Source organism: Mesorhizobium sp. (assembly GCF_041661565.1).
Taxonomy (GTDB): domain Bacteria; phylum Pseudomonadota; class Alphaproteobacteria; order Rhizobiales; family Rhizobiaceae; genus Mesorhizobium.
In genome coordinates this window covers 20,176-31,352 of sequence record NZ_JBAZUD010000048.1, presented here as the reverse complement: position 1 = coordinate 31,352, position 11,177 = coordinate 20,176, and the positions used below count along the sequence as shown (strand labels likewise).

Below are 11,177 nucleotides of genomic sequence, written 5' to 3'. Positions count from 1 at the left end.
GCGCGGTAGGCTTCCGAAAGGCCGCCTCCGCGATCTTGGCCTGTTCGGCGAAGTATCGCTCTATGACCTTTTTGAACAAACCTTCCTTGCTGCCGAACGCGAAATAGAAACTCGGCGGCGTGATCCCAATCGCTTTCGTCAGATCACTGAGCGACGTCCCCTCATAGCCTTTCAGCCAAAAAAGGTCCGTCGCCTTCTCGATCGCGTCGTCTATTCCAAATTCGCGGGGACGGCCCATCGTCATTAACGTCCTTATTCTGTACCATCTGCTATATAAGCCTTCGTATCGCCTGACGCAATTTTGTTAGACGGTAAAGGTCACCCGGAGGCCTAGCGCCCGTTAAGGATCGTGTCGAGCAGGAGGCACAACAGCTGCGTTGCACGTGCGCCTATCTCACGGTTCGGGCTGAGCTTGCTGAACCGATCTCGGCATGGGGCTTTCCGGCCTCATGCAGCAATCGCCCTTGCTCTATTCTATATCGAGCGATATAATAGGCCAAGCGCATCGCCGAAGGTTTATGCTAGCGCGCTACATATAATAATTGCGAATAATATATCGCCCACTATGGAAATTCGGTGCTCCCGAGGGCCCGGTGTGGCGCCCCTGACCGCGTGCATCCGTCAGGCCGCAATGGCGCGGTCGACGGCGCACCCTGGCACAGTTTCGCCAATGAGGAGTTCCCGATGACAGACACAGCCAACCCTCTGGCCCCAGAGCCGGGGAAATTTCGCCGCGCCTTGAAGGCCGTCAGCGTCTTCCTGCAATCGCTGGAATACACCAGCTTCGACTACACTATGGACAGAATTGAGCGCCTGGAACGGCAGGTGGCACGACTAACTGAGGAACTTCGACAAATCCGCGATTCGGGCCCCATCGATGGTCGCAACGGCAGCGCCGCTGCGCTCGAAGATTGATGGTGGCTCGATCCAGGCGTTCGGCACACGGAGAAAACATGAAAGTCATCACTGATATCATTCATGGCATTTTGGACTATGTAACCGTCGCGTTGTTCGCGTTGGCGCCGAGTCTCTTCGGCTTTGGCGGGACGGCGGCGCTGATTTCTTATGCGCTTGCCGTCATTCACCTGACCATGACGCTTCTGACGGTTATGCCGCTGGGGTTAATCAAGATAATTCCGATGAAATTACACTCGATTGTGGAAATGCTTGTCGGACCCGTTCTCATCATAGGAGCATTGGCTCTTCCTGGTCTGGTTATCGGTGGCCAGTGGTTTTTTGTGGTCGCCGGCGCCATGATTTTCGTGATTTGGCTGTTGTCGGATTATGGCCCCAGGACCAAATTTGACGAGCGATCCCCGAAATGACCGGAATGGAGCATAACCGAAGCGCTTTTGCCTTCACGAAGCATGGCAGAGCACACTGGCGAAGCAGGTTGTATGGATGCCACCACGTTTGCCGCCGGACAAAAAAGTCGCATGGCAATGCAGCTGGAGTACTCACTCCGCTTCGGTTCGCCATCAATCTGTTCCTCCAACGGTCTCAGCACACCTATCTAGAGCGAGCTGATATCCTCGGCTTGGCCTCCCCGAAAGACCCGTAACACCCATGTTCAATATCATCTTGGGACTGCCATGGCTTGTGGTCGTGGTCCGCTTCATCGAGCCATTGCCTTGGCCGTGGTCGATCAAGATCACTCTCGCAGTCATTCTACTGATCGCCTCGCAGTACCTCTTGTTTTGCCGCCTGTCCTCGGGCTCGATCTTCTCGCCCGAGTTCCCCAGGCCGCTCATCATCGCCTTCAACTTGGTATTTGGAGCGACGGTTTTGCTCGCGGTGTTCCAGATTGCCCTTGATGCTGTCTCCATTCTTCTCACGGTGATAAACGGGGGCTTTCCATCCGTTTCACCGGACGTCAGGTACGGGTTGGGGGTGGCGGCGCTTGGTCTCGCTGCATTTGGTGTCAGTCAGGCGATCCGCGTTCCGGCACTCAAGGATATCGAGATCTCTATCCCGGGGCTTTCCTCTGCCTTTGATGGTTATAAACTCCTGCAGCTAACGGACCTGCACATTAGCCGACTGTTCCCTGCTCGATGGGCGGAAGCTGTCGTGTTACGGGCAAATGCTCTCGGTGCGGACCTGATCGTGATGACGGGTGACCTGATCGACGGGGACGTCGCCCACCGCCGACTCGATGTGCAGTCGATTGCCCAGTTGCGGGCTCGGGACGGGGTTTGGGCCATTCCCGGCAATCATGAATACTTCTTCGACTACCAAGAATGGATGCTGGAATACGAGCGTTTGGGACTGCGGACGCTTTTGAACCGGCATGTCATAATCGAGCGTGATCGGGCCGAACTTGTGATCGCCGGCGTCACCGATCGTTCAGCCGGACATTCGGGCAATGCGACTCCGGACCTTAAGGCAGCAATTCTCGATGCACCTCGGGAAGCTGCGATCATTCTCCTCGATCACCAGCCCATGCGGGCAGAACAGGCGGCGGCGGCAGGGGTCGGGCTTCAATTGTCCGGGCACACTCATGGCGGCATGGTTGTTGGCCTTGCCAGAATCGTGGCGCGGGCAAACAACGGTTTCGTTTCAGGGCTTTACAAGATTGGGAGCATGAACCTGTATGTGAACAACGGGACAGGTCTCTGGCCGGGTTTTGCTTTGCGTCTGGGCAAGCCTGCGGAACTTACACGTATCACACTTCGGTCCGAACCAGCTACAAATAGGTCTGGCCCGCCTCATACTGGTCAAGCCGCCGCCGCAATGTCTGGATTTCTCGCGTGAGCGCCGCCGTGCCATCGGCGCCCAGTCCAGTGGCCTCCGCGACGCAACGCATGACATGCCCAGCCTCCCGCTGGACAGCGCGTCCCCTGTCCGTCAGGGCAACCAGCACACGCCTTTCGTCGGCGGTGTCACGGGTCCGCTCCAACAGTCCCATCGCCTCCATCCGCTTGATCATTGGCGTCAGCGTACTGGTGTCCAGCGACGACCGCTCTCCAAGATGCCCGACGGTGACATTGTCCCGCGACCAGAGCGCTACCATTACCAGATACTGCGGATAAGTAAGGCCGACGCGTTCCAGGTGTCGGCGATAGACCCGATTGAAGGCATGCCCCGCCGAATAGATCGAGAAACACAGAAGGTCGTCGAGATCGGGCGCAGGCAGCCCGGTTTCAGCATGTTTGTCCATGCCAATTTTCTATATCGTCCACTATAATATCGCAAGGGGTTGACGTCATGAACGCCGAATTCGCTCAGATGCGAATGTCCGGAAAATGACCGGTTTCCGGACAGCCCGCGCAGGCAACCAAGATATGGCATTATCGGGTGTTTGGTGTACCGAAACTGCCCGCGGATTTCTATTGTGCGGATAACGCTCCACTAACAGTGCCTGCACCTTTTCCAACGGGGTGGACAATGTCTGCTTTAGAGCCAGCGCAGAGCTGAACTCCAGGCACGATATGAGACGCATTGTTGCCAGTCGGTAGGAAGCGGACGCCATCATCGCTCGCCGCAGCAGGTCTTGCACGATCGTCTCGGACACGGCACTGAGCTGACGTCGATGGCGGTCCTATAGTTGTGCCAGAAGAACGGCGTCGAATGGCATGACATCGCGCCCGGCAAGCCAATGCAGAACGGCCTCATCGCTGCATCGCAATGGCTTGCGGATCACGCTGCAGTCCAAGAATGTTGAGGATCAGGCGCACTGCCGACCAGCTTACGAAGGAGACGCTGAGCCGGAAATGGTGGTTGTTCGGCATCTCGGCCAACCTCGGCTGCCGAGCCGTCTTGGCTCGTCCTAAGGCGAGATCGGGCACGTAACTCTCGGAGCCGATCTCGAGTCACCGTCCGGCTTCGCCCCCATAGACGCGAGTCGGCTTCGTTCCAAACATCTCGCAAATGAGATCCGGTCCCGCACGCCGAAGTTTTTCGCGGACCAAGACACAAACCAAGCCGTAAACGACAGTCCTTCAGCCTTGGAGAATATGCCTCTTCGTCAGGATCTTAAGCTCCTCGGCGTCACCGTTTCTTATAGCCTCGATCATCAGGTGATGCTCGCGCCCTGATTGTTCTATGCGGGCGCGGGTCCGCCACTGCGATACGGGCGCCGATGACGTGCGCTGGCGAATCTCTGTTATCAGGTCGACGAGTTCCTGGTTGCCGCTTAGCGCCAGCAATTCGCGATGGAACGCCAGGTTGGCCTCGTAGAGTTCCAGCATCGTGCCCATCAGGATCATATGGTCGAACGTATCTGCAAGCACGCTCAATTTCTTTATGCTTTCAGCGGATGCGTTCGAGACAATCGCCTCGGCGACCCCGGTCTCCAGGATGATGCGTATCTCGCCGACTTCCTTGGCGCGGCGGCCGTCGGGTTCGTAGACATGATAGCCCCGGTTCGGCACATGCTCGACCAGCCGCTTTTGTGCCAGCCTGTCGAGCGCTCGTCGGACTTCCGGCCGGGTGCATCCGTAACGACGCTCCAGATCGATCTGCTTCAGCCATGTTCCTGGCGCGAGGACTCCGGTCAGAATGTCCTGGAGAATGAAATCCGTGACGTCACTCTCTTCCCCCGCAGCAACTGGCTTTTCTTGGCTGTCGTTCATCTCACTCGCTCGTCATTCTCTTTTCATTCAGCAGGTCCTTTGATGGCCCTGGCTTCCGGTGCCGATCCGGCCTGATCATGCTCGAACAGGGATGACCAAAGAAATCAAACCAATCTATTGCACAAATGATTTTTGACTCATAAATTGGCGCCAATTTTGGTAAACATGTATGACAGATCGTATAGCACAATGAAAAACGCCGACGCCATCTGGGCTCTCGTCGAAACGAAACGGGATGCCTTCATTGGACTTAGCGATCGCATATGGGGCATGCCGGAGACGAATTACGAAGAATTTCGCTCCTCAGCTGAACATGCCTGCCTGCTGGAAGAACAAGGCTTTCGCGTCCAGTGGGCTGTGGCAGGGCTGCCAACGGCGGTCATGGGCGAGGCCGGCGAAGGTGGGCCTGTAATCGCAATTCTCGGTGAATTCGATGCGCTTCCCGGCCTCAGCCAGGAAGCAGGCATTGCCCAGGAAAAGCCTATCGAAAAGAGCGGTAACGGCCATGGTTGCGGCCATAACCTGCTTGGTGCCGGATCGATGCTGGCTGCCGCGTCAGTCAAGGATTTCCTGGCGGCAAACGGCCTGAAAGGACGGGTGCGCTACTACGGATGCCCTGCCGAGGAAGGGGGGTCGTCGAAAGGCTTCATGGTTCGCGCAGGCGTATTCGACGACGTCGACATCGCCATCTCCTGGCATCCGGCAGCCTTCGCTGGTGTCAACAATCCGATCTCGCTGGCCTGCAACGAAATCAATTTTCATTTCACCGGCCGTGCCTCGCATGCCTCGTCGACCCCGCATCTCGGGCGCAGCGCCCTCGACGCGGTGGAGTTGATGAATGTCGGCGTCAATTACATGCGCGAGCACATGCCTTCGACCGCGCGCATCCATTATGCGATCACCGACGCCGGCGGTGCCGCGCCGAATGTTGTGCAGGCCCGGGCGACCGTTCGCTACCTCGTGCGCGCGCGAAGCCTTCCCGAATTGCTAGGGCTCGTCGCACGGGTAAAAAAGGTCGCGGAAGGTGCTGCCCTGATGACGGAAACCACAGTGCGCAGCGAAGTCGTCAGCGGCGATGCCAATCTCGTCGGCAACACCCCGCTCGAACAGCTGATGCACAAGCATCTCCAGCGACTCGGCCCGCCGGCCTTCGACGCCGCAGATCACGAAACAGCCCGAAAATTCCAGGAAACCTTTTCGGCGGAAGATATTTTCGCCTCCTATGGCCGGTTCGGACTGAAGCCGAAGAAGGGTCTGGCGCTCTGCGACGGGATCTTCCCGCCGGAAAGTGGCGATGGAACGATTGTCGGCTCCACGGATGTCGGCACCGTCAGTTGGGTGGTGCCGGCCGTACAGATGCGCGGCGCAACCTATGCCATCGGGACCCCGGGCCATTCCTGGCAACTCGTGGCCCAGGGAAAGCTCCCGGCTGCCCACAAAGGCATGGAGCATGCCGCAAAGGTGATGGCCAGCACCGCCATCGACCTCATTTGCAATCCCGCACTCATCGAGATGGCCAAGGCAGACCATCAGGGACGCCTTGATGGGATCGCTTTCGTCAATCCAATTCCGGATGATGTCCAGCCACCCCTGCCGGACAAGAGCAATGGCTAGCGCTGCTCCCCTCCCCGATACCAATCGGCTGATGTCGCATATCCGCGAATTTTCGCGGCGCGTGAAACTGTCGGGAACCCCTGAGGAGCTTGAAAGCTTCGAATATCTGCGGGCGGAGATGGATGGTGCCGGTTACACGACCCGGCTCCTTTCCCACGATGCCTTCATCAGTCTGCCGGGGCGTGCGAAAGTGGAAGTCGACGGCATCGGCCTGCCGTGCATCACCCACTCAATGTCGGTGTCGAGTGCCGGCGTGATTGCCGATCTTGTCTATGTCGGTGAAGGCGGTGAAGCCGATTTCGCTGGCCGTGATGTCGCCGGCAGGATCGTGCTGGTCGAAGGCATAGCGACCGAGGAGGTCGCCGCACTTGCGAGCGCTGGCCGCGCCATCGGGCAGCTGCATGTCAGCCCGAACGAATATCTCTACGAAATGTGCGTCTCGCCGGTCTGGGGAAGTCCCTCGCAGCACACACGCGCAAAACTGCCATCGACCGTGATCTGCTCCATCCGGCACGAGGACGGCGAGCGCCTACGCCGACGACTCGCTGACGGAGAGCAGGTCCGCGCCCGCCTCGAGGCTGAAGTCGATACCGGCTGGAGAAAGACGCCTCTGCTGGTCGCCGACCTCGACGCGGACAACGGCGTCGACGATGCGCCGTTCGTTCTGTTTTCCGGTCATCACGACACCTGGCATTTCGGCGTTATGGACAATGGCGGCGCCAACGCGACAATGCTTGAAGCCGCCCGTGTCCTCGCCGCCAGGCGAAGCGAATGGAAAAGGGGGCTACGCCTCTGCTTCTGGTCCGGCCACTCCCATGGACGCTATTCCGGATCGGCCTGGTATGCTGACGAATATTTCGACGAACTCGAACGCCGTTGCGTCGCCCATGTCAACGTCGATTCGACGGGTGGTGAAGGCGCGGCGGTGCTCACCAACTCTGGCGTCGTCGATGAATTGAAGGCCGTCGCTGCGGACGCTATTGTCGCCATCTCCGGGCAGAAGCATGCCGGCAGGCGTCATGGGCGCGCTGCCGATCAGTCGTTCTGGGGCGTCGGCATTCCCTCCATGTTCGGCAGCCTGAGCCATCAGCCACCAGGCCCGGTCAAGATGCTGACCGCGCTTGGATGGTGGTGGCATACGCCGCATGACACCATGGACCACATCGATCCAAAAAATCTCGAACGAGACACGCGCATCGTGCTCGAAGTCCTGTGGCGGCTGCTGACTTCGCCAGTCCTGCCCTATGACTACGCCTCCTATGCCAGGTCGCTGCAGGCGGAGCTGGCTCGTCTCAAGACGGCGCTCGAGGATCGACTGGACATTTCCGCGCTGCAGGATGCCGTCTGCGAGCTCGAGCGGCAGGCAACCGCCCTCGCCAGGCTGTCCAACGGCGCAGCAGACAAAGCCGCCGATTTCATCAACGGCTCGCTCGTGCGCGCTTCGCGGCAGCTCGTCCCGCTGAACTATACCAGTGGCGAGCGCTTTCACCATGATCCCGCCCTGCCCCATCGGCCCTGGCCGTCCCTGGAGGGGATCGGTGAACTTGCGCGGTTGCCTGCGTGCTCGCCCGACACCGTCTTTTACATTGTTCACGCGCGCCAGACACGAAATCGCGTCGCTTCCGCGCTGCGGCAAGCCAACGAAGCGCTGCGGGATGTTCTTGACCTCAAGCTTTGAAGGGGCGGCCAGCGCTCCATCCAACCCGCCGCCAATAACGCGGCTACACAAAGGGGAATGAAAAATGACCAGGAAATTCATATTCTTTGCCGCGGCTGCTGCGGCACTTCTGTCTCTTTGGTCGACGGCGGCCGATGCAAAGGACTGGACGCATGTGAAGGTTGGCATCGAGGGCGCCTTCCCGCCTTGGAACATGATCGATTCCAGCGGCAAGCTCGCTGGTTTCGACGTCGATCTCATCAACGATCTTTGCACCCGGGCCAAGGTTGAATGCGAGCTGATCCCCGGCGAGTGGACGGCGATGATCCCGAGCCTCAATGCCGGCAAATTCGATCTGGTGATGACGCTCGGCATCAATGAAAAGCGCAAACAGGTCGTCGATTTCACCGTGCCCTACGCTAGCGGCGTCGCGACATTCCTGCTGCTCAAGGATGGCCCTGTGTCGGCCCTGCCGATGACCGGCGAGCGGCTGAACCTCAACGACAAGGCCAAGGCCGACCCGGTCATGGCAAAGATCGGGGAAGCCCTGAAAGGCAAGACGGTCGGCGTGGTGCAATCGACCAGCCAGGAGCAGCTGATCAACGCCTACTACGGCAGCGATGTCACGGTGCGTACGTACAAGAACTCCGGCGAACGCGACCTGGATCTGAAGGCAGGGCGCGTCGACGCGGGATTCGACAGCGGCGTCTACGCGACGTCGATCCTCGCCAAGCCAGGCAATGACGACATCATGATGTCGGGCCCGCTGGTCAAAGGGGCCATGCTGGCGACCGAAGTGGCACTCGGCATGCGCAAGGGTGAAACGGATCTGAAGGCAAAGTTCGACGAGGCGATCAAGGCCGCAGCCAAGGACGGCGTCATCAAGACGCTCTCCGAAAAGTGGAGCAAGCTCGACCTCACGCCAACCTTCGAAACGAACTGATCACGGCTGGCTTCTTGCATGATGTCCCCGATCCTAGCGCCCGCTCCGAAAGGAGCGGGCCGGTCGGCACGCTTCACGGGCAGGCAGTCCTTCCTGAAACAGGATGATGGATATTCCAATCTATTTTAACACCGAGCAGAGCACTGCCTGGCCATGACCCAGCCGGGATTCCTTGAGCTTGTGAGCTTTGGTCCCGGCGGATGGGGCCACGCGCTTCTTGCCGGCGCATGGATGACTGTCCTGATCGCGCTATCTGGCTATGCGATCGGCGCGGTGATCGGCACCTTCGGCGCCTGGGCGAAAATCTCCGGCGGCTTTGCCGTCAGAATGGCGGCGGATGCCTACACCACGGTGTTGCGTGGCATTCCCGATCTTCTCGTAATCTACCTCCTTTATTTCGGCGGCAGCGCCGCGGTGACGGCTGCCGGCAGGCTGTTTGGCGCGGAAGGCTTCATCGGCTTTCCGGGCTTCCTTGCCGGCGCGTTGGCCGTCGGTATCACCTCCGGCGCTCAGCAAACCGAAGTCCTTCGAGGTGCCTTCAAGGCCGTTCATCCCGGCGAGATCGAAGCGGCGATCGTCTGCGGTATGCCGCGCCTTATGCGTTTCAGGCGGATCATCGCCCCGCTCGCCCTGCGTCACGCCATGCCTGGTCTCGGCAATGTCTGGCAGGTCGTTCTCAAGGAATCGGCGCTGGTCTCCATCACCGGCGTCGCCGAGCTGCTCCGCCAGGCGCAGGTGGGCGCGGGATCGACCGGCCTTCCCTTCGATTTCTATCTGATAGCCGGAGCCATCTATCTGCTGATTTCCACGATTTCCGGCGCCGTCATGGGCCAGGCCGAGCGGCATTTCTCCCGCGGCGTCAGGAGGGTCTGATGGATTGGACTTTCATGGCCGAGACTTTCCTCAGCCTCATTTCGGCAATCCCGCTGACGCTGCAGCTTGCTGCCACCTCTATCGTCCTCGGCGCCATCCTGGCGCTCGGGCTCGCTCTGGCCCGTCTTTCCGGCAGTCTTGTCCTTGACTGGTTTGCCCGGTTCTACGTCTTCGTCTTCCGCGGCACGCCTCTCCTGGTGCAGATCTTCCTCATTTATTACGGCCTCGGCCAGTTTCCGGCCGTCCGCCACAGCCTTCTGTGGCCACTGCTGCGCGAGCCCTATTGGTGCGCGGTATTGGCGCTGACCTTGAACACCGCGGCCTATGCCGGCGAGATCATCCGCGGCGGGCTGCTTTCGGTGTCGCACGGACAGGTCGAAGCGGCCCGGGCCTGCGGCATGCCGCGGCTAATGCTTTTTCGGCGCATCGTCATGCCGCTGGCGATCCGTCAGGCGCTGCCCGCCTACGGAAACGAGATGATTTCCATGGTCAAGGCAACTTCGCTTGCCTCGATCACCACATTGATGGAAGTCACTGGTGTCGCCGCGAAGATCATCTCTGAAACCTATCGCGCCATCGAGGTCTTCCTCGTCGCCGGTGCCATCTATCTCGCCATCAATTTCATGCTGACACGTCTCGTCCAACGCCTGGAATACTGGCTGAGCGCGCATCTGCGCGAACCTCCATCCATCCGGGCCGGCATCACAGCGACTGTCGAGAGAGATGCATCATGATCGCAATCGTATCCGAAACCGCGACGCTGGCATTGAGCGTCAGGAGCCTGCACAAGAGCTTTGGATCCGTCGAAGTGCTGAAGGGCATCTCGCTTGATGCACGTGTAGGCGAGGTCGTCTCCATTCTCGGCTCCTCCGGTTCCGGCAAGTCGACGCTGCTTCGCTGCATCAACCTTCTGGAGACGCCGGATTCGGGCGAAATCACCGTTGCCGGCGAAACGATCCGGATGCGGACGAATGCCAGAGGTCATGCCAAACCCGAGGATCAAAAGCAGGTCGACCGTATCCGCTCCCGCCTCGGCATGGTCTTCCAGAGCTTCAATCTCTGGTCCCACAAGACAGTGCTCGAAAACATCATCGAGGCTCCAGTCCACGTGCAGCGCCGATCCCGTGCAGAATGCATCGCCGAGGCGGAGCAACTGCTTGCCAAGGTCGGCATCGCCGACAAGCGCAATTACTATCCCGTTCATCTCTCCGGCGGCCAGCAGCAGCGCGCCGCGATCGCCCGCGCGCTCGCCATGCAGCCGAAAGTCATGCTCTTCGACGAACCAACCTCGGCCCTCGATCCGGAACTCGTCGGCGAGGTCCTGCGCGTCATGCGGGCGTTGGCCGAGGAGGGACGCACGATGCTGGTCGTCACCCACGAGATGGGCTTTGCCCGTGACGTCTCGAGCCGAGTCATCTTCCTGCACAAGGGCGTCGTCGAAGAGGACGGCCGTCCACAGGAGGTGTTCGCCAATTCGAAATCCGAACGTTTCCGCCAGTTCATCAGCAAATGATGGCGG

The 11,177-nt window shown here is 59.6% G+C and carries 13 protein-coding genes and 1 pseudogene; 10 read left to right on the top strand and 4 right to left on the bottom strand.

Annotation, left to right across the window (positions count from 1 at the left end; translation table 11 throughout):
• Positions 1-244, bottom strand: a 244-nt coding sequence (locus tag WC739_RS11110) for a TetR/AcrR family transcriptional regulator (protein ID WP_372953079.1), incomplete at its 3' end; no start/stop codon positions are given.
• A 440-nt stretch (positions 245-684) separates the two neighbouring features.
• Between WC739_RS11110 and WC739_RS11105 the strand changes: the two genes are divergently transcribed.
• The 3 genes from WC739_RS11105 to WC739_RS11095 all read left to right on the top strand — a co-directional run bounded on the left by WC739_RS11105 (position 685) and on the right by WC739_RS11095 (position 2,751).
• A complete protein-coding gene (locus tag WC739_RS11105; protein WP_372953078.1) occupies positions 685-915 on the top strand; it encodes a hypothetical protein in 231 nt (76 codons plus the stop codon).
• 38 nt (positions 916-953) lie between these two features.
• Complete coding sequence (locus WC739_RS11100) at positions 954-1,325, top strand: hypothetical protein (RefSeq protein WP_372953077.1); 372 nt, start codon at positions 954-956, stop codon at positions 1,323-1,325.
• Positions 1,326-1,566: 241 nt separating this feature from the next.
• Positions 1,567-2,751, top strand: coding sequence for a metallophosphoesterase (locus WC739_RS11095; RefSeq protein ID WP_372953076.1), 1,185 nt, complete (start codon positions 1,567-1,569; stop codon positions 2,749-2,751).
• Here WC739_RS11095 and WC739_RS11090 read toward each other — a convergent pair.
• On the bottom strand, positions 2,684-3,157 hold the full coding sequence (locus tag WC739_RS11090; protein ID WP_372953075.1) for a MarR family winged helix-turn-helix transcriptional regulator: 474 nt from the start codon (positions 3,155-3,157) through the stop codon (positions 2,684-2,686). The two genes, WC739_RS11095 and WC739_RS11090, sit on opposite strands and share 68 nt — an antisense overlap.
• Positions 3,158-3,455: 298 nt before the next feature.
• Here WC739_RS11090 and WC739_RS11085 point away from each other — a divergent pair.
• A pseudogene (locus WC739_RS11085) lies at positions 3,456-3,613 on the top strand (IS3 family transposase); the annotation flags it as partial.
• Here the strand turns inward: WC739_RS11085 and WC739_RS11080 are convergent.
• Both WC739_RS11080 and WC739_RS11075 read right to left on the bottom strand, forming a co-directional pair.
• On the bottom strand, positions 3,609-3,785 hold the full coding sequence (locus WC739_RS11080; RefSeq protein ID WP_372953074.1) for a hypothetical protein: 177 nt from the start codon (positions 3,783-3,785) through the stop codon (positions 3,609-3,611). The pseudogene WC739_RS11085 and the gene WC739_RS11080 overlap by 5 nt on opposite strands.
• 153 nt (positions 3,786-3,938) lie before the next feature.
• Entirely contained in the window at positions 3,939-4,571 is a 633-nt protein-coding gene (locus WC739_RS11075) for a GntR family transcriptional regulator (protein ID WP_372953073.1), read from the bottom strand.
• 189 nt (positions 4,572-4,760) lie between these two features.
• Here WC739_RS11075 and WC739_RS11070 point away from each other — a divergent pair, with 189 nt between their 5' ends.
• The 6 genes from WC739_RS11070 to WC739_RS11045 all read left to right on the top strand — a co-directional run bounded on the left by WC739_RS11070 (position 4,761) and on the right by WC739_RS11045 (position 11,171).
• On the top strand, positions 4,761-6,185 hold the full coding sequence (locus WC739_RS11070) for a M20 family metallopeptidase (RefSeq protein ID WP_372953072.1): 1,425 nt from the start codon (positions 4,761-4,763) through the stop codon (positions 6,183-6,185).
• A 328-nt stretch (positions 6,186-6,513) separates the two neighbouring features.
• Positions 6,514-7,863: a M28 family metallopeptidase gene (locus WC739_RS11065; RefSeq protein ID WP_372953071.1), complete on the top strand. Its 1,350-nt coding sequence runs from the start codon at positions 6,514-6,516 to the stop codon at positions 7,861-7,863.
• A 64-nt stretch (positions 7,864-7,927) separates the two neighbouring features.
• Positions 7,928-8,785, top strand: coding sequence for a transporter substrate-binding domain-containing protein (locus WC739_RS11060; protein WP_372953070.1), 858 nt, complete (start codon positions 7,928-7,930; stop codon positions 8,783-8,785).
• Between the two features lie 153 nt (positions 8,786-8,938).
• Positions 8,939-9,658: an ABC transporter permease gene (locus tag WC739_RS11055; RefSeq protein ID WP_372953069.1), complete on the top strand. Its 720-nt coding sequence runs from the start codon at positions 8,939-8,941 to the stop codon at positions 9,656-9,658.
• Positions 9,658-10,392, top strand: a complete 735-nt coding sequence (locus WC739_RS11050; protein ID WP_372953068.1) for an ABC transporter permease — start codon at positions 9,658-9,660, stop codon at positions 10,390-10,392. The genes WC739_RS11055 and WC739_RS11050 overlap by 1 nt, the downstream gene beginning before the upstream one ends.
• Positions 10,389-11,171: an ABC transporter ATP-binding protein gene (locus tag WC739_RS11045; protein WP_372953067.1), complete on the top strand. Its 783-nt coding sequence runs from the start codon at positions 10,389-10,391 to the stop codon at positions 11,169-11,171. The genes WC739_RS11050 and WC739_RS11045 overlap by 4 nt, the downstream gene beginning before the upstream one ends.
• Positions 11,172-11,177: the final 6 nt, after the last annotated feature.

Excerpts from the sequence above, each read along its gene's own strand:
- WC739_RS11100 (WP_372953077.1), top strand. The coding sequence starts at position 954 with ATGAAAGTCATCACTGATATCATTCATGGCATTTTGGACTATGTAACC.
- WC739_RS11090 (WP_372953075.1), bottom strand. The coding sequence starts at position 3,157 with ATGGACAAACATGCTGAAACCGGGCTGCCTGCGCCCGATCTCGACGAC.
- WC739_RS11095 (WP_372953076.1), top strand. The coding sequence starts at position 1,567 with ATGTTCAATATCATCTTGGGACTGCCATGGCTTGTGGTCGTGGTCCGC.
- WC739_RS11075 (WP_372953073.1), bottom strand. The coding sequence starts at position 4,571 with ATGAACGACAGCCAAGAAAAGCCAGTTGCTGCGGGGGAAGAGAGTGAC.
- WC739_RS11105 (WP_372953078.1), top strand. The coding sequence starts at position 685 with ATGACAGACACAGCCAACCCTCTGGCCCCAGAGCCGGGGAAATTTCGC.
- WC739_RS11045 (WP_372953067.1), top strand. The coding sequence starts at position 10,389 with ATGATCGCAATCGTATCCGAAACCGCGACGCTGGCATTGAGCGTCAGG.
- WC739_RS11060 (WP_372953070.1), top strand. The coding sequence starts at position 7,928 with ATGACCAGGAAATTCATATTCTTTGCCGCGGCTGCTGCGGCACTTCTG.
- WC739_RS11050 (WP_372953068.1), top strand. The coding sequence starts at position 9,658 with ATGGATTGGACTTTCATGGCCGAGACTTTCCTCAGCCTCATTTCGGCA.
- WC739_RS11055 (WP_372953069.1), top strand. The coding sequence starts at position 8,939 with ATGACCCAGCCGGGATTCCTTGAGCTTGTGAGCTTTGGTCCCGGCGGA.
- WC739_RS11070 (WP_372953072.1), top strand. The coding sequence starts at position 4,761 with ATGAAAAACGCCGACGCCATCTGGGCTCTCGTCGAAACGAAACGGGAT.